Origin of the sequence: Sphingopyxis sp. C-1 (assembly GCF_001047015.1) — a bacterium.
Lineage (GTDB): Bacteria > Pseudomonadota > Alphaproteobacteria > Sphingomonadales > Sphingomonadaceae > Sphingopyxis.
In genome coordinates, this window is the sequence record NZ_BBRO01000001.1 from 258687 (window position 1) to 275792 (window position 17106).

Annotated in this window: 20 protein-coding genes; 17 read left to right on the plus strand and 3 right to left on the minus strand. The window is 66.5% G+C overall.

Annotated features, from left to right (window positions below; genetic code table 11):
* Positions 1–531 precede the first annotated feature (531 nt).
* Positions 532–2703, minus strand: a complete 2172-nt coding sequence (locus SC1_RS01060) for a S9 family peptidase (protein ID WP_062176412.1) — start codon at positions 2701–2703, stop codon at positions 532–534.
* A gap of 199 nt (positions 2704–2902) precedes the next feature.
* Here SC1_RS01060 and pip point away from each other — a divergent pair, with 199 nt between their 5' ends.
* Entirely contained in the window at positions 2903–3994 is a 1092-nt protein-coding gene (gene pip, locus SC1_RS01065) for a prolyl aminopeptidase (RefSeq protein ID WP_062183301.1), read from the plus strand.
* Positions 3995–4021: 27 nt separating this feature from the next.
* Here the strand turns inward: pip and SC1_RS21725 are convergent, their stop codons facing one another.
* Entirely contained in the window at positions 4022–4834 is an 813-nt protein-coding gene (locus SC1_RS21725) for a hypothetical protein (RefSeq protein ID WP_238586523.1), read from the minus strand.
* Positions 4835–5118: 284 nt separating this feature from the next.
* Between SC1_RS21725 and SC1_RS01075 the strand changes: the two genes are divergently transcribed.
* From SC1_RS01075 to SC1_RS01125, 11 genes are all read left to right on the plus strand, one after another.
* The gene (locus SC1_RS01075; protein WP_152682256.1) at positions 5119–5637 is read left to right on the plus strand and encodes a hypothetical protein; all 519 of its coding nucleotides are present in this window, start codon (positions 5119–5121) and stop codon (positions 5635–5637) included.
* Entirely contained in the window at positions 5637–6992 is a 1356-nt protein-coding gene (locus tag SC1_RS01080) for a DNA-packaging protein (protein WP_062183307.1), read from the plus strand. The genes SC1_RS01075 and SC1_RS01080 overlap by 1 nt, the downstream gene beginning before the upstream one ends.
* Positions 6993–7059: 67 nt before the next feature.
* Complete coding sequence (locus SC1_RS01085; RefSeq protein WP_062176419.1) at positions 7060–7554, plus strand: hypothetical protein; 495 nt, start codon at positions 7060–7062, stop codon at positions 7552–7554.
* Positions 7523–7912 (plus strand): helix-turn-helix domain-containing protein, encoded by a 390-nt coding sequence (locus tag SC1_RS21730; protein WP_193749075.1) that lies wholly within the window; start codon positions 7523–7525, stop codon positions 7910–7912. The genes SC1_RS01085 and SC1_RS21730 overlap by 32 nt, the downstream gene beginning before the upstream one ends.
* Positions 7909–8385 (plus strand): hypothetical protein, encoded by a 477-nt coding sequence (locus SC1_RS01095; RefSeq protein ID WP_062176425.1) that lies wholly within the window; start codon positions 7909–7911, stop codon positions 8383–8385. Before SC1_RS21730 ends, SC1_RS01095 begins: the two co-directional genes overlap by 4 nt.
* A gap of 67 nt (positions 8386–8452) precedes the next feature.
* Positions 8453–9574 (plus strand): phage portal protein, encoded by a 1122-nt coding sequence (locus SC1_RS01100; protein WP_062183310.1) that lies wholly within the window; start codon positions 8453–8455, stop codon positions 9572–9574.
* 99 nt (positions 9575–9673) lie between these two features.
* Complete coding sequence (locus SC1_RS01105) at positions 9674–9982, plus strand: DUF6127 family protein (protein ID WP_062176428.1); 309 nt, start codon at positions 9674–9676, stop codon at positions 9980–9982.
* Positions 9979–10392, plus strand: a complete 414-nt coding sequence (locus SC1_RS01110; RefSeq protein ID WP_062176431.1) for an HK97 family phage prohead protease — start codon at positions 9979–9981, stop codon at positions 10390–10392. Before SC1_RS01105 ends, SC1_RS01110 begins: the two co-directional genes overlap by 4 nt.
* Before the next feature lie 5 nt (positions 10393–10397).
* Positions 10398–11537 carry a phage major capsid protein gene (locus SC1_RS01115; RefSeq protein ID WP_062176434.1) on the plus strand — a complete coding sequence of 380 codons (1140 nt, stop codon included), beginning with the start codon at positions 10398–10400 and terminating at the stop codon, positions 11535–11537.
* A 106-nt stretch (positions 11538–11643) separates the two neighbouring features.
* Positions 11644–12189 carry a phage head-tail connector protein gene (locus SC1_RS01120; RefSeq protein WP_062176437.1) on the plus strand — a complete coding sequence of 182 codons (546 nt, stop codon included), beginning with the start codon at positions 11644–11646 and terminating at the stop codon, positions 12187–12189.
* On the plus strand, positions 12186–12587 hold the full coding sequence (locus tag SC1_RS01125; protein WP_062176441.1) for a DUF3168 domain-containing protein: 402 nt from the start codon (positions 12186–12188) through the stop codon (positions 12585–12587). Before SC1_RS01120 ends, SC1_RS01125 begins: the two co-directional genes overlap by 4 nt.
* A 16-nt stretch (positions 12588–12603) precedes the next feature.
* Here SC1_RS01125 and SC1_RS01130 read toward each other — a convergent pair whose 3' ends face one another.
* Positions 12604–12939, minus strand: a complete 336-nt coding sequence (locus SC1_RS01130; protein WP_062176444.1) for a hypothetical protein — start codon at positions 12937–12939, stop codon at positions 12604–12606.
* Positions 12940–12986: 47 nt separating this feature from the next.
* Between SC1_RS01130 and SC1_RS01135 the strand changes: the two genes are divergently transcribed.
* From SC1_RS01135 to SC1_RS01155, 5 genes are all read left to right on the plus strand, one after another.
* Positions 12987–13394: a phage major tail protein, TP901-1 family gene (locus SC1_RS01135; RefSeq protein ID WP_062176447.1), complete on the plus strand. Its 408-nt coding sequence runs from the start codon at positions 12987–12989 to the stop codon at positions 13392–13394.
* A complete protein-coding gene (locus SC1_RS01140) occupies positions 13391–13702 on the plus strand; it encodes a gene transfer agent family protein (protein ID WP_062176450.1) in 312 nt (103 codons plus the stop codon). Before SC1_RS01135 ends, SC1_RS01140 begins: the two co-directional genes overlap by 4 nt.
* A gap of 197 nt (positions 13703–13899) precedes the next feature.
* Complete coding sequence (locus SC1_RS01145; protein ID WP_238586524.1) at positions 13900–14118, plus strand: phage tail assembly chaperone; 219 nt, start codon at positions 13900–13902, stop codon at positions 14116–14118.
* Positions 14111–14689, plus strand: coding sequence for a tail tape measure protein (locus tag SC1_RS01150; RefSeq protein ID WP_062176455.1), 579 nt, complete (start codon positions 14111–14113; stop codon positions 14687–14689). The genes SC1_RS01145 and SC1_RS01150 overlap by 8 nt, the downstream gene beginning before the upstream one ends.
* A 74-nt stretch (positions 14690–14763) precedes the next feature.
* The gene (locus tag SC1_RS01155; protein WP_062176456.1) at positions 14764–17103 is read left to right on the plus strand and encodes a DUF2460 domain-containing protein; all 2340 of its coding nucleotides are present in this window, start codon (positions 14764–14766) and stop codon (positions 17101–17103) included.
* Positions 17104–17106: the final 3 nt, after the last annotated feature.

The window sequence follows — 17106 nt, forward strand, 5'->3', positions numbered from 1 at the left end:
CCCGGACTTGATCCGGGGCCCCACTTGAAGTCGAAGCCGGTCGATGCGCAAGGAAAGCGGGATCCCGGGTCGAGCCCGGGATGACGGAAGTGGGTGGCTGAATGCCCGCTTAGCGCCCCCTATCGGCCGTTTACCGCTAATCTGGATGGAATGACGGGAAACGACTGGGAGTGGATACTCCACCCAATCTAAACCGTCCGCATCGAGCGAAGTCGAGATGCCCATCGGGCTGGGCGTTTCGTCGATGGGTGTCTCGACTTCGCTCGACACGAACGGAGAAAGGGCGGAGCTCAAAGCGACCGGTTGCAGACCTCTCCATATCGTCACCCCGGACTTGATCCGGGGTCCCGCTTGATTTCGAAGCCGGTGGGTGTTTCGAAAAGCGGGATGCCGGGTCGAGCCCGGGATGACGAAGTTCGGGTAACGACCGGACGCTGCCGTAGCGCCAACATAGCCCCTCCCCTGAAGAGGAGGGGCTTTGGCGATGAAATCTGAGCTTCCAACCCCCGAGCCCCCCGCGGGACGGGCGGGCTATTTCGTTGCCGCGTCGCCCGCGGGCCGCGCCCAGCCCTTCTTGTATTTTTCGAACCAAGCCAAGATCGCCGAGGCCTTGGCCGCGGACTGCGAGGGGCGTGCGGCGATGGTGCCGTGGCCGGCGCCGGGAACCTTGATCAGCGCGCTGGGCACGCCGCGGAGGCGGAGTGCGGTGTAATATTGTTCGGATTCGCTGACCGGAGTGCGGTAATCCTCGGCGCCGACGATGACGAGCGTCGGGGTTTCGACATTGCCGACGAGCGAGAGCGGCGAGCGCGACCAGAAGAGTTCGGGCTTTTCCCAAGGCTCGGCACCGAGCCAATAGGGGCCGAAAAAGCCGGGACCGTCGGCGGTGAGCGCCTGCGTCGTCCAGTTGATCACCGGTTTTTGGGTGACGGCGGCCTTGAAGCGGTTGGTCTTGCCGACGATCCAGCTGGTGAGCACGCCGCCGCCCGAGCCGCCGGTGACGAAGAGGGCGTTCGGATCGGCGAAGCCGAGTTCGATCGCGCAGTCGACGATGCTGATGAGGTCGAAATAGTCATTGCCCGGATAGGCCTTGTCGATTTCGTTCGCGAAGGCCGCGCCATAGCTGGTCGACCCGCGCGGGTTCGCCGAGAGAACGGCATAGCCGCCCGCGGCGTAAAGCTGATTGTCGGTCGAGAAATGGCCGCCATAGGCCGAAAAGGGGCCGCCGTGGATTTCGAGGATCAGCGGCACGCGCTGGCCGTCGCGATAGCCGGGTGGGAGGGTCAGCCAGCCCTCGATCGTCTTGCCGTCGTGGCTGGAGGCGACGGTGATCTTGCGCACCTCGCCGAGCGATTTCACTTCGCGTAGGCTCCGGTTGAGGTCGGTGAGGATGCGCGCGGTGCCGCCGCGATTGAGCTGAACCTCCGCCGGCCGGGTCGCGGTGCCGCCGGTGAAGGCGATCGCGCCGCCGTCCGACACGGAGAAGCTGCCGCCGGTATAGGGGCGGTCGAGCCCGCCGCCCGAGAGGCCCGTCGCGGCGGTGCGTACGGTACCATCGAGGCCGATGCGCGCGACCTTGGTTTCGCCGTGATCGTCATATTGGGCATAGAGCGATTTGCCGTCGGCGGCCCATTTGATCGCGTCGATCCCATAGTCCCAATTGCCGGTCAGGCTGCGCTTGCCCGATCCGTCGCGGTTCATGATGTAGAGCTGTGTGTTTTCGTAGGCGCGCAATTTGTCGTCGAAGCCGAGATAGGCGATCTTGCCCCCGTCGGGCGAGACGAGCGGGTCGGTGTCGGGGCCGTTGCGGTCGGTCAGCGCGGTGACCGTGCCGCTCGTGACGTCGAGTGCGTGGATTTCGCTTTCGACGGGGTCGCGTTCCCAGTCGGGCTTGCGGTTCGCGCTGAAATAGATGGTGCGGCCGTCGCGCGACCAGCTCAAGGGGCCGCCGTCGTGATAGGGGCCGAAGGTAAGCTGGCGCGGCGAGCCGCCGGTCGCGGGAACGACGAAGATCTTTTCGAAGCCGGGTTCGAGATAGCCTTCGCCGTCGGCGCGATAGGCAAGAAGGTCATGGACCTCTAGCGGGTCGGCCCATTTCGCGCCCTCGGGCTTGTTCTTCGGCGCCGCGCCGAAGCTGGGGCCGTCGTCCTTGACGAGCATCGTATAGGCGATCGAGCGGCCGTCGGGCGACCAGGCGAGGCTGGACGGGCTGGTCGGCAAGCCGGTGAGCCGGACGGCCTCGCCGCCGTTCATCCAGCGCACCCAGAGCTGCGCGCTGCCGCCCTCGGTCGAGGCGAAGGCGAGGCGCTTGCCGTCGGGCGACCAGCGCGGCGCAAAGGCGCCGCCGCTGCGCCCCGCCACGGGGGTTTCCTCACCCGTGGCGGTGTCGATCAGCCAGATCGAACTGACCGCGCGGTCGGACATGATGTCGTTCGAGCGGCGGACATAGGCGATATGGCGCCCGTCGGGGCTGATCTGCGGATCGGCGGCGATCGAAAGGTCGAAGAGGTCGGCGCCGGTGAGGCGGCGCTCGGGCGCCGTGCGCGCGCTGCCGGCTGCGGAGGCGGACATGGGGGCGGCGGTGGCGGTCTCGGGGGCGGGGGCGGCGGCTTCGGCTGCAGCGGGCGCCGGCTCTTCCTGCGCGAAGCTCGTTTGCGGGATAAGCGCGAGAAGGCTCGCGCCGATAAATGCGAGTTTGTGCATGAAAAGCAGCCCCTTGTTGGATTGTTCCGGTCTGTCCCGATCCCACTTTCGGCCAGCCGCCCAACGGGTCGCAAACTATCGCGACTTCTTCAACCCAAAATGCGGGTCAAAATGCGAGCAGTGGACATGGGCGTTCGAGAGGCTAAGTCGGACGCCGCAGACCGGTTGGCGGCTGCGTCACCAGATAAGGCGGATGGGCATGGATTTTTCGCGGTTGCAGGCTTCGAGCAAGATCGGCGACGACTGGGTCTATCCGCAGCCGCCGTGCCTGAATTTCGGCTGGCTGGAGGTCGACCGCGATCCGGCGCACCGCATCTATTGGGAAGAATATGGCAACCCGGCGGGCGAACCGGTGATGTTCCTCCACGGCGGACCCGGCGGCGCATGCGCACCGGTCATGGCCCGTTTCTTCGATCCGAAGCGCTATCGCGTCATCCTGTTCGACCAGCGCGGGTGCGGCAAGAGCGAGCCGACCGTCGCGTCGGCGGGGCCGGCGGTCGCGCTCAGCAAAAACACGACCGCCGACCTGATCGGCGATGTCGAGAAATTGCGCGAGGAGCTGGAAATTGCGGGGCCCATGCATGTGTTCGGGGGGAGTTGGGGCAGCACGCTGGCGATGGCCTATGCGATCGCGCACCCCGCGCATACGGCAAGCCTGATCCTGCGCGGCATCTTTCTGGGCGCGCCCGAGGATCTGCTTTATCTGTACCAGGGCAACGCCGCGACGTGGGATGCCGACCCGTACGGGCTGACCGAGCCCGGCGCCTATATGAAATATCCCGCGGAGTGGGCCGAACTGCTGTCGCTCCTGACCGCCGACGAACGCAAGGATGTGATGAAGTCGTACAAGGCGATCTTCGACATGGTGCCCGCGACCGCGGCCGAGAAGGAACGCCAGTTGAAGGCGGCGCTGACCTGGTCCTTGTGGGAAGGCGTGATCTCGAACATGATCCCCGAGACCGCCGATACGGGCAAGTTCGGCGAGGCCGATTTCGCCCTGAGCTTTGCGCAGATCGAGGCGCATTATTTCGCGAACGAGCTGTTCCTGCCCGCGGGACATTTCTTCGACAATATCGCCACGCTGGCGAGCATCCCGGTGCATATCGTCCACGGCCGCTTCGACGAAGTATGCCCGCTGACACAGGCGTCGCGGCTGGTCGAGGCGCTGCATGATGCAGGCGGCGCGCCCGCGACCTATGTCGTGACCAACGCCGGGCACAGCGCGATGGAGCGCGAGAATGCGCTGGCGCTGACTGCGATCATGGACGGCCTGGCGCCGATCGCGGGCTGACGGGCGGGTGCCGGGGCGGCGCCCCGTTCAGCGCCGCCTGATGCCGTAATCGATCCGGATTCGGACCCAGGCGCCGACCATCTGGCGGCCGCCGAGGCGCGGCGGGCGGACCTTGAACTGCCAGGCGGCCGCAAGCACCGCGCGCTCGATCTGCGAACCAGCCGGATATTCGTCGAGCCCGACGCAATCTTCGACGCGGTAATCGGGCGCGGTGCGGCAGGCGATCAGCCCCCATCCCGGCCCGCTGGCCGTCGCAAGATAGCCGCGCAGTTCGTCATCGCTCGGCTCGCGATACCAGGCCGCGGCATAGAGCGGCTCGCCATTGGGCGCCGTTCCCACCCGCTCGGAATCGCGCGATGCGGGCGACCCGCCCGTATTGGGCGGCCCGTAAACGCGTCCGTCGGGCGGCCGCGCCCCGATCTTGGGCGTCGGGGGTGACGGCGGCTGTTCGGCGGGCGGCGCCATCGGGGGAGCAGCCTTTGGCACGATGGGCGGCGGCGGCAGCGGGGCGGCCTGTTCCAGCGGCTGCGGTTTGTCCGGCTCGGGCTCCGGCGACGAATCGCGATCCTCGGCCTTCTGCGGCTTTGGCTGGCTCGCCTCGGCCGCATCATTCGGCGCCTCGGTGGCCTCCAGGCTCACCACGCTGACATAATCATCCTTTTTGCCCGGCTGTTCTTCGGCACCCCAGTTCAGCAGCAGGAGGAGCAGCAGCGCCGCGATCGCCACGGCCAGGCTGATGGCGAGCGTACGGCGCCCCGCACCGATGTTGAGCTGTTCGACATAGGGAGAGTCGTGAGACCTGGTGGGGGACGTGGCGGGAAGAGGGCTCAGCAGAAGCAATCTTTGGTGATGGAGCCCGCCGGTCGGGAGCCCCGGTTATGAGTGCGCGACGGATAGTTGGGCGCCCGGGCTTTGACAAGCGCGAGCCGTGGCGTTGATGTTCGGATTTTCGTTGAAAGAAACCATATAGGTTATTTCACTTGACATCGTCACGCTGATATGGTACAAATACCACATCATGAAGAATTGCGAGTCGGGCCGGCGGCCTTCCGTTTGCGGGAGGTTGTTCCGGCCCGATTGCTTTGGGCCGTTAGTTTTGGCCCCGTTTGTTTTGGGAGGTGGCGATGGATGAATCGACGGATGACGGACGCGAGGGGCCCGAGGATGATGATCGTCCGCAGTCCGCGCGGCGGGAAATAAGCGACATTCAAAGACAGGCGTTTCTGGAGGCACTGGCCGAAAACTGCCACGTGCGCGGCGCGGCGGCGGTGGCGGGCTTTGCACCGTCGGCTGCCTATAATCTGCGGCGCCGCGATCCGTCTTTTGCCGAGGCATGGCAGGCGGCGCTCGACAGCGGCTATGCGCGGCTGGAAATGGCGCTGGTCGAACGCGCGATCCAGACGATCGACGTCGCGCATGACGACAATCCCGAAGCGATAGCAGTCGTCGGCGCGATGACGGTCGCGCAGGCGATCGACCTGATGAACAAGCATCGCGCCAGCATCGAAGGCGGCCGCGCCAAGCGGGTGCGCCTGAACGCGCGCAATCGGCCGACTGCGGAGGAAACCGACACTGAAATCCTGCGCCGCATCGCGATCATCGAGCAGCAGCGCGAGCGCAAGGCGAAGACTGGAGAGGAATGATGCAGCTTGCGCGCTGGCTTGAGCGATTGGCGCTCTGTGAAGGCGAGACCATTCTCGACAGGCTTTTGGCACTGGCGCCCGAAGACAGAGGGCGCGTGCTGCGCGAAATTCCGCGCAAATATGCGCAGGAGCTGGACGAGCGTTGGTATCAGTGGGCGCATGCGGGGCAGCGCGAGCCGCCGGGTGACTGGCCGGTCTGGTTGATCCGTGCGGGGCGCGGGTTCGGCAAGACGCGTGCCGGTTCGGAATGGATCAGCGAAATGGCGCGGCGCATGCCGGGCGCCCGCATCGCGCTGGTCGCGGCGAACGAAAATGACGGCATGCGCGTGATGATCGAGGGGCCGAGCGGATTGCTGGCGGTGGCGCGCGCCGACGAAGCTCCTCAATGGCGATATCGGCTGCGCGAGCTGCATTTCGACAGCGGTGCGGTCGCGACATTATATTCGGCCGGTGCGCCCGAAAATCTGCGCGGTCCCGAACATAATCTCGCCTGGTGCGATGAATTGGCGAAATGGAAGAAGGGCGGCGAGGCGGCATGGGACAATTTGATGCTTGGGATGCGGCTGGGCGAAAAGCCGCGCGTGCTGGTCACGACGACACCGCGTCCAGTGCCAATGATGATGAAGGTCGCGGCCGTGCCGGGATGTATCACGAGCCTGGGACGGACGGCGGAAAACCCACACCTGCCGCCAAATTTCGTGACGCATATGATTGCACAATATGGCGGCACGCGGCTGGGGCGGCAGGAGTTGGATGGCGAGATGCTTGAGGATGTCGAGGGCGCGCTGTGGACGCGCGGGCTGGTCGAGCGGTGCCGGGTCGGTGCCGATGACATCGGCAAGCCGGTGCGCGTGATCATCGGGGTCGATCCGCCGGCGACCAGCACGGGCGATGCGTGCGGGATCGTCGTCGCGGTTTTGCTTCGCGACCACCGGCTGGCGGTGGTCGAGGATGCGAGCATCGAAAATCCGCCGCCGGGCGTATGGGCGCAGGCGGTGGCGAGCGCGGCGGCGCGCTGGGGCGCGGACCGGATCGTCGCCGAGAGCAATATGGGCGGCGATATGGTGGAGAATACGCTGCGCCAGGCCGATTGCACGCTGCCGGTGGTGCCGGTCCGTGCGAGCGTCGGAAAGGCGCGACGGGCGGAGCCGGTCGCGCTCGCTTACGAGCGCGGGCGGGTGATCCATGCGGGCTCGTTCGCGGCGCTGGAGGATCAGCTTTGCGGGCTGCAGGTGGGCGGCGGCTATGCGGGGCCCGGGCGGTCGCCCGATCGGGCCGATGCGTGCGTTTGGGCGCTGGCGGCTTTGCTGGACGGGATGAAGACGGGACGGGAGCCGGGGGTGCGGGTGGTTTGATTGACTTGGGGAACAGAACGAATACAAATGACCGATGTTAATCGCTAAGCAACATGTGTTGACTTAAATGGCAACGGTTTTAGAATTGATGCTGTCCGGCGCGTTGTACAGACTCGACCCCGGCTTAGGCCCGCGAGAATTGGAAGTCAGACGCATCTTCCTCCTTCCGCGCGCTCGGGACTGGATGGAAAAGGAGCTTCCGGACACTGCGTCGAATTGGAATATTGAAGAAGATCCAGCCCAACAACTCGATGCGCTGGTTTACGAGTTTTGTGTCGGAGAACCGCTAGCGATAGGACAACGCTTCAAAGCCGTGCGACCCGTTGGCGATGGTGTGTGGGAACTGAAAACCGCAGATTTGCGCATATTTGGATGGTTTGCGCAAAAGGACTGCTTCATTGTGTGTGATTGCGACACCACATTGCGGGTTAAGCAGATGAGCCTGTATCGCGGCTACCGCGATCAGGCGGTGAGATTTAGAGAGCGGCTCGATTTAGATGAGCCGAAATTTGTTGCTGGAGATGATCCAAATGACGTCGTTTCAGATAGCTATCAGCCCTAGCAAGCGTGCCGCTGGTCGTTTCATTTCGAAAGTTCGGCGCGCGTTGCAGCGGGCGCTGGTGGAAGAACAGGCGGCCTCTGGCATCAATCAATCGGCGGTTGCTAAAGCCATCGGTGTACATCGGTCGGTCATCAGTCGCGAGTTGAATGGACGACAGGACATAACTTTGGGCCGGGTCGCCGAACTTGCATGGTCGATGGGCCGGGAAATCGATTTCCAGCTGGTGAAACCCGAACGAGAAGCGGGGCTGAATGCTCCGCTCGTAAAACCGGGCGCTCTTTCGACCCTTCGCGAACCGAATGCGGTGCCGCTTGCTATCGGGACGCGAGCTGCAGAGTCCGCAATGGCTGTCGCATGATCATCAATCCTCGCTTGCCGACCGGTCATGTGGTCTTTTGCGATGATATTCGTGAGGAGCTTGGCGGGAAGCTTACATATGTTGGCGTTTATCGAAATGCCTTGGTCATTTCTGCTGCTGCGCCGGTGACTCTTCCCCAATTGTGCGCGGCCGTCAGCTTGCGTATTGAGCCGCCGACAGAATCGCTTGCGATCACCCTCCGTATATCGCGTTCGGACAGTGACGAGGCACTATTTGAGGCGCAGGTAGAACTCGAAGCGCTTGTGGCTCCTCCTCCTTCTCCATTTAGTGACGCAAATTCAGTTCCATTTTTTGAACTGTTTTTTCCGGTGCGGATGCAGAGCCTAGTAATAGAGCGAGACTGTGCGATTAAGGTTCGTGCCCATATCGGGGACGATGAAATCAGGCTTGGTGCCATATTGGTAAGCTTCGCCGAGATGGCGCACGAAGACACTCCAACGTTGGCCGACTGAATTTGGCGTCATAGCGAGTATGTCTCCGGCCAGCGTCTGCTGGCCGTTCTTTTTTGCGGAGAACATCATGAACTGGTTTGGCCGTAAGGCTGCGCAGGGGCCTGCGCGGCCCGCTTTGTCGCGTGTCTATGGGATGTGGACGGCGCCCGCGCCGTTGTCGTTCGAGGCGCAGGTGCGGGAGGGGTATCTGGGCAATGCTATCGTGCAGCGGGCGGTGCGGCTGGTGGCCGAGGCGGCGGGGTCGGCGCCGGTGGTGGCGAGCGATCCGGCGCTTGGGGCCCTGGTTGCGGCGACGGCGGGCGGGCAGGGGCTGGTCGAGACGCTGGCGTCGCAGTTGCTGCTGCATGGCAATGGCTATGTGCAGATCCTGACCGATGGCGCCGGGGCGCCGGCGGAGCTGTTTGCGCTGCGGCCCGACCGGGTGACGGTCGAAGCCGACGCACGCGGGTGGCCGGTGGCCTATCGTTACAAGGTGGGCGGCCAAACGGCGGGCGGCTCTGCGGCCGTGTTGCCCGCCGAAGACGGCGCGGGGCGGACCGCGGTCGTGCATGTGAAGGCGCTGCATCCGTTGGACGATCATTATGGCGCGGGGTGTCTGGGCGCCGCGTCTGGCGCGATCGCCGCGCATAATGCCGCGGCGAAGTGGAACGCGGCGCTGCTGGACAATGCGGCGCGGCCGTCGGGGGCGTTGGTGCATGACCCGGGCGACAAGGGGATGCCCTTATCGGCCGAGCAGGTCGACCGGTTGCGCGAGGAACTGGCGGAGAGTTTCGCGGGCGGGGCGAATGCGGGGCGGCCGCTGCTGCTGGAGGGTGGGCTCAAGTGGCAGGCGCTGTCGCTGTCGCCAGCGGAGATGGATTTCCTGGCGCTGAAAGAGTCGAGCGCGCGCGAGATTGCGATGGCGTTCGGGGTGCCGCCGATGCTGCTCGGGCTGCCGGGCGATGCGACCTACGCCAATTATCGCGAGGCCAATCGCGCGCTGTGGCGGCTGACGGTGCTGCCGCTCTGCGCGAAGATTTTGGGGGCGATCGCGGAGGGCCTGTCGGGCTGGTTCGCGGGTGCGGAGCTGCGCGTCGATCTGGATCGGGTGCCGGCGATGGCCGAGGACCGGATGGCGCTGTGGCGCGAAGTGTCGGCGGCGGACTGGCTGACGGCGGACGAGAAGAAGGCGCTGTTGGGGGTGAGCTGACATCAACGGCACCCCGGACTTGATCCGGGGTCCCGTTCAGCGACGCCCGCAAAGCGCGACCCCGGGTCAAGCCCGGGGTGACGAAGAGGAGATCTGAACATGGATGAGGAAGAGGCGCTGGCGCGGTTGATCGCGCTGGCTGGGACGAGTGCGCCCGATGCGGCTTTGCTGCGCGCGGTCGTGGAGGAAGCGAGCGAGCTGGGCGCGCGGCGGGCGCTGGCGCGGCTGGGGCTGGCGGACGAGGCGGCGCGCGATGATGTGAGCGATTTGCGGCAACTGCTCGGCGCGTGGCGCGATGCGAAGAAGAGCGTGTGGGCGGCGGTCGTCGACTGGGCGGTCCGCGGGATGCTGGCGCTGCTGGTCGTCGGGCTGGCGATGAAGCTGGGGCTGCCGGGGCTGCTGAAATGAGGGCGGCTCCGCGTGAGTCTTTTTCGGTTCGGTTCGCCGGCTATGCGTCGGTGTTCGATCGGGTCGACCGCGGTGGGGATATCGTGCGGGCGGGCGCGTTTGCCGAGAGTTTGCGCGCGCGGCGGGCGGTGCCCTTGCTGTGGCAGCATCGGCCGGGGGCGGTGGTCGGTTCGATCGAGATGTTGGCGGAGGATGCGCGCGGGCTGCGCGTCGTGGCGCGGGTGACGCATCCGGCCGCGGCGCGGCTGGTCGAGCGGGGCACGCTGACGGGGCTCAGCTTTGGATATCGGGTGACGGCGGCGCGCGGGGCGGTGCCGCGCGAGCTGGTGGCGCTCGATCTGGCGGAGGTGAGCCTGGTGGCGGCGCCGATGCAGCCGCTGGCGCGGGTGATTCAGGTGGTGAAGGAGTGACGAATATGGACGGTATGGAAGTGAAGGCGGACGCCCTCGATGGAGCGTTCGATGCGGTGCTGGCGGCGGAGGCGGTCGACGAGCTGAAGGCGTCGGTCGCGGCGCTGAAGGCGCAGGTCGAGCGCCAGGCGGTGGCGGCGTCGCGGTTGCCGCTCGACGGGGCGAAGGCGGCCGATCCGGCGCGCGATGCCTTTGTCGAGCGATATCTGCGGCGCGGCATCGATGCGGGCGTGGAGATGAAGAGCCTGTCGGGGGCGACCGGCGGCGAGGGCGGTTATGCGGTGCCGCGCGAGATCGATGGCTCGATCGCGGCAACGCTGAAGGCGCTGTCGCCGATCCGGTCGATCGCGACGGTCGTGCAGACGGGGACGAGCGGATATCGCAAGCTGGTCGCGACCGGATCGATGGCCGCTGGCTGGGTCGGCGAAACCGATGCGCGGCCCAAGACGGCGGCGCGCAGCTTTGCCGAGATTGCACCGCCGTCGGGCGAACTTTATGCCAATCCTGCGGCGAGCCAGGCGATGCTCGACGACGCGATGTTCAACGTCGAGGACTGGCTGGCCGAGCAATTGGCGAGCGAGTTCGCGGTCGCGGAAGGCACCGCCTTCGTCAACGGCACCGGGGCGAACCAGCCGAAGGGCTTTCTGACCTATATGACGACGAACGAACCTGACAATCGGCGGGCGTTCGGGACGTTGCAACATCTGGCGACGGGGACGGCGGGGGCATTTCCGGCGTCGAACCCGCAGGACAAGCTGGTCGAACTGGTCCACGCGCTGAAGGCGCCGTACCGCCAGGGTGCGTGCTGGGTGATGAACAGCGACACACTTGCCCGCATCCGCAAGTTCAAGACGACCGACGGCGCGTTTATCTGGCAGCCGGGGCTGGTCGAGGGGCAGGCGGCGACGTTGCTGGGTTATCCGGTGGTCGAGGCCGAGGATATGCCCGACATCGGTGCAGGCAGCCTGTCGATCGCGTTCGGCAATTTCCGCGCCGGCTATCTGATCGCCGACCGCGGCGAGACGCGCATCCTGCGCGATCCGTTCAGCAACAAGCCGTTCGTGCATTTCTATGCAACCAAAAGGGTCGGCGGTGCGATCGTCGATTCACAGGCGATCAAGCTGATGAAGTTCGCGGTCAGCTAAGCTGGCGCGCGATGGGCGTCCGGCCCCGGCCCTTTCCCTTTCGGGGCCGGGCCGGGCGCCAATTTATACCGAACACAGGAACCGCAAGAGCGGTGGAGGAGCGGCGATGGCGGAGAGCCTGTTTCCGGGGAAGGCCCCCGTGAGCCTGGAGGAAGCGCGGAGCTGGCTGCGAATGGGCGCGGCCGCCGACGATGCGGTGATCGAGCGGTTGATCGATGCCGCGACCAATATTTGCGAAGCCTTTATCGGCGCCCGGCTGATCGTTCGCGCAGCAGAGGATATATGGCCGGTCGCCGGTGCACCGGTGCAACTGCGCGTGCGGCCCGTCGTCGCGGTCGACGCCGTGTGGTTGCTGGCGGACGGACGTGACGAGATGGTGCTGGAGGCAGACGATTATCGCGTGACGATCATGCCCGACGGTCGCGCCCGGCTGGCGATCGTGGCGCCCGGCGAAGCGAAAAGGGTGCGCGTCGCCTATCGCGCCGGAATCGCCGAGGGGGCGGACGGGATTCCCGAAGCGATCCGGCACGGCATCGTCCGCATGACGCAGCATCTGCACGAGGAGCGCGACGGTGCGGGTGCGGCCCCGCCGGCTGCCATCGCGGCGCTATGGCAGCCGTGGCGGCGACTGTCGCTGGGAGGCGGGCGATGATCAGCGCGGAAGGCGCAGTGCGCGCGCGGGCGATCGAGCTGCTGGCGCGCGACGACGCCCTGGCGACGATGGTGCACGGGATATTCGACGGCACGCCGCCCCGGGTCAGCGCACCCTATGTCACGGTCGGCACCGCGGATGGCGCCGATTGGGGGACCAAGGACCGGGCGGGGCGGGAAATCCGCCTGACGCTGACACTGGTCGGCGTCGGCGGCGCGATCGACGGAATCGGAGCAGCCGCCGCGGCGCGCATCGAGGCCGTCGTCACGGTCCTGCGCGGCGCGGCCGGCACCTGGTCGGTGGTTGGCGCACGGACGATCCGCACGCGCTTTGCCTTTGCGCGCGACGGCGGCTGGCGCCACGAAGTGGTTGTGCGGTGTCGCTGCCTGGCGGCGTAGCGAGCGGGTCCGCCCCTTATTCGCCCGGCATCGTGTTCGTGGACTTATAGTCTTTGAACTTGTCGGTGAAATTGGCGTGATAATCGTCGATCTGCATGTCGGCATCCTCGGACGCGACCTTTTCGGAATCGCCGCCCGACCGGCCCAGCGCGATCACCGCCTTGCGGAAGGCGTCGCGCTCGGTCGCGCAGTTCGATTTCACCGACATTTCAAATTCGGATTCTTCGACCTTGGCCTCAAGCGCCTTCTTCATGTCGGCGCGCAGGCATTTCGTGAAAGCGGCGCGCGTCGTGTCGACGGCGGCCGAAGGCGACTGCGCCATGGCGACCAAAAGCAATGTGGTGATCAGCATCCTGCGACTCCCCGTTAGCAGTGTTTTTTCCCGGAGGAGATTAGACGATGGCGATTGAAAATGGGAGTGATTTTCTGCTCAAGATCGGCGACGGCGAAGCGTCGCCAACGTACCGCACGGTGGCGGGGCTACGCACGACGCAGATGTCGGTGAACGGCGAGGCCGTGAACGTCACGACAAAGGATTCGGGCGGCTGGCGCGAGTTGTTGTCGGGCGCCGGGGTGCGATCGGTTTCGGTAAGCGCAGCCGGCATTTTTACCGGGTCCGATGCCGAGGTGCGGCTGCGCGGCCACGCCTTGTCGGGCGTCATCGACGAATATGAGCTGAGCTTTGAAAGTGGCGAACGGATGCGCGGGCGTTTCCTGGTCACGCGGCTCGATTATGCCGGCGATTATAATGGTGAGCGCAATTACACGCTGAACCTGGAATCGAGCGGCGCGGTGCGCAGCCTGTGAGCGGCGCAAATATCCTGCGCGGCGAAGCGGAATTGCGGATCGGGGGCCGGGTGCATGTGCTGCGCCCGAGTTTTGCCGCGCTGGTTGCGGCGGAGGCTGAACTCGGGCCGCTGTTCGCACTGGTCGAACGCGCGGCCGATGCGCGGCTGGGGCTGGGCGAGCTGACCGCGCTGTTCTGGCATTGCGTGCACGACCGGCCCGAAACGCTGACGCGCGATGCGGTGGGCGAGGCGGTCGTGGCGCAGGGGCTGGCGGCGGTGACCCCGGCGCTGCGCGTGCTGCTGGGGCAGATTTTGCAGGGACGGTGACGGTGGGCTTTGAGGCGGGGATCTATTGGTTCGCGCGGAGACGCGGAGACGCGGAGAGTTTGCGGCCGAACGGTTGGTCCTGTGCCGCGATGATGCGCCAAGTTCGATGGATCGGGGCGAAGGCGGCTTTGCCGCTTTTTATTCTTCTCCGCGTCTCCGCGTCTCCGCGCGAACCCTTTTGATGGGGAGGCGGCAAGATGATCTTCCGGCACGAAAGTTCGATGGGCTTTGGCCCTGGCGCAGTTGTTTTGGCGGGACTGATGGCGCGTGTGGCGGGGTGGCGGCCCGATGAATTCTGGGCGGCGACGCCGGCCGATGTGCGCGCGGTGCTGACGGGCTGGGTCGGAGAAGAGGCCGAGGCGCCTTTTGACGGTGCGGCGCTGGCGGCGATGATGGAGAGGTTTCCCGATGGGTGACGAGGTCGATGAAATGCTGGTCGCGGTGCGCGCCGACACGGGGGCATTCCGGCGCGATATCGCGGCGCTGCGCGGCGAGTTGGAAGGCTCGCTGGGTTCGGGCGCCGACGCCGGCGCGCGCGCGATCGAGCGGGCGCTGTCGCGCGCGATCGTCAGCGGCAAGATGGGGTTCGAGGATCTGAAGCGGCTGGCGCTGTCGGTGATGGCCGACATCGCGCGCGCGGCGATTTCGAACGGCATCGGCACGGCGATGGGCGGCGGGGAATCGGGCGGGAGCGGCGGGAGCTTGCTCTCGCTCGGCACCTCGATCGCGACGGCGCTGTTCGGGGCGCCGGGACGGGCGACCGGCGGGCCGGTGAGCGGCGGACGCGCCTATCGCGTCGGCGAGCGCGGTCCCGAGCTGTTCGTACCGACCGCGAGTGGGCGGATCGAACCCGCCGGCGCTGGAGCGAAGAATATTGCGATCACGGTCAATGTGCGGGGCGAGGCGGGGAGCGAGCCGCAGCGACTGGCGCAAACCGGGCGGCAGTTGGCGCGCGCGGTGCGGCGCGCGGTGGCGTCCGACGACTAGGGAACAAGCTCCCAAGTCTCGCTGCCCCTCCCCTGAAGGAGCGGGTTTATGTTGAAAACCGAAAGGCTGTTGCGATGGGTTGGGCATTGATAGCGGCCGCCGAACCGCATCATCGGAAAGGCTGGCTGAAGCGGTTCGATCCGCGGTTCTGGACGGTCGATTTCGCACGGCCGATGATGGCGAGCGTGACGAGCGATGCGCCGGGCGCGCTGCGGGTCGAGGCGGTGTTTTATCGGAAACAGGATCTGGCGGGGCTGATCTGGGAGAGCGAGGACCGCTGGGATCATCCACTGGTCGCTTATGAGACCCGCCGCGATTTCCGGCATACGCAGCTTAAATTCCGGTGGCGGTCGGGCGGGGTGAAACCGCTCGATGCGCTGCACGGGCCGACGTTGACGATCGAGGGCCGCGATGCGGGCGGCGCGGCGCGTACCTGGTATGTGCGGCTGTGGAATTATGCCGAGGGGACGGCCGAGGATGCGGTCGTCAGCCTCGACTTCGATACGCTCGACGGCGGTTTCATGCTGCCGGGGGAGGCCGACCCGGTGTGGGCGGGCGACATCGACCGGATGTTCATCTCGCTGGTGCCGCCGACCTATGATGGCGGCGAGGGCGTGTTGGGGGCGCCGGCCGCGGGCTGGGCCGAAATGAGCGGGATCGTCTGTTCCGGATCGGGGTCGGTGCTTGCGATCGGCGATGTCGTGATGCCCGAATTGGACCCGGGCAACGGGGGGCTGGGCATCGCCGGCGGCTATGACGACAGCTATCATCTGACCCCGGCGCGGCTGGTGCGGCAGATGGTGCAATTGGGGTATCGCGGCGATGTCGTCCATTATGTCGGGATGAGCCATTATATGCGGCTGGAAGCCGCGAGCGGCGGCTTTTACGCGAGCCTGGCGGGGGGTGCGATCAATGCACCCTGTGCGGCGTGGCATAGGGGGTTTGCGGCGGCGTGCCGCGACGCGGGACTGGGGGTGATCTGGTCGCTCTCTTACGAATTGTTCGATGCCTATTGTTGGGAGGCATGGAAGCAGCGCGCGCGCGACGGTTCGCCCGCGCTGACCGGATGGGAGCCGCCATCGACCCTGTTGTCGCCGGCGAATGCGGCCGCGATGGGATATCTGCAACTGGTCGCGCGGGCGTTTGTGGGGATCGCGGCGGCGGCGGGGCTGCCCGTGAAATTCCAGGTCGGTGAGCCATGGTGGTGGATCGCCGCCGGCGGGCGCATCTGCGCCTATGATGCCGCGACGACGGCGGCGCTGGGGGCGGCGAGCGTGCCGATTGCCGACGTGCGCGGAGTGCAGGGCGCGGCTGAACTCGCGATGCTGGATGCGTTGGGGGCGTTGCTTGCGGGATCGACCGCGGCGCTGGTCGCGGCGGCGCGCGACGAGGCAGGAGCGGCGGGGCTGACGAGCCATCTGCTCGTCTATCTGCCGACCGTGCTCGACCCGGCGGCACCGGCGGTGCGGCGAGTCAATGTGCCGCTGGGATGGGCGGCGCCCGCCTTCGACGTGCTGCAGCTCGAGGATTATGATTGGGTGACCGAGGGGCGCGGGGCCGAGACGGCAAGTGCGCGCGCGGCGATGGTGCTGCGGCTCGGCTACCCGGCCCATGAGCAGCATTATTTTTCGGGCTTTGTGCTGGCGGCGGCGGATCGCGCGCAATGGGCGGCGATCGCGAAGGCGGCCGATGGCGCGCGGCGCGCCGGGGTCGCGCGGGCGTTCATGTGGGCGTTGCCGCAGGTGGCGCGCGACGGGTTCGTCACATTCGATGGGGAGGATGACGTGCAGGCTTTCGATGCAGTGGATTTTCCGATCGCGATCGGGCGCGAGGCGATGGCGCTGACCGAATTTTCGACGCAGATCGTGAGCGCTCCGTCGGGGCACGAGCAGCGCGCGAGTGAATGGGCCGAAGCGCGGATGCGTTACGACGCGGGGCCGGGGGTGCGGTCCGAGGCCGATGTGCGGGCGCTGGCCGCATTCTTTCGCGCGCGCCGGGGGGCGGCGCGCGCGTTCCGCTTTCGCGATCCGTTCGATGACAGGTCGGCGGAGGACGGCGGCCTGCCGACGGCGGTCGACCAGATGCTGGGGGTCGGCGACGGCGCGCGGCGGCAGTTCGCGCTGGTGAAACGCTATGGTGATGGCGATGCCGCGCAGGTGCGCAGCATAAGCTTGCCGGTCGAGGGCAGCGTGCGCGTGTCGGTCGACGGGATCGAGACGGCGGCGTTTCTGATGACCGATGATGGCGAGATCATGCTCGATCATGCGCCGCCGTTCGGGGTCGCGGTGCGCGCGGGCTTTCTGTTCGACGTGCCGGTCCGGTTTGCCGAGGATCGGCTGGAGGCGAGCCGCGCGACCTTTCTGGCGGGTGAGATAGCGAGCGTGCCGCTGGTCGAGGTGCGGGCGCCATGGTGATGC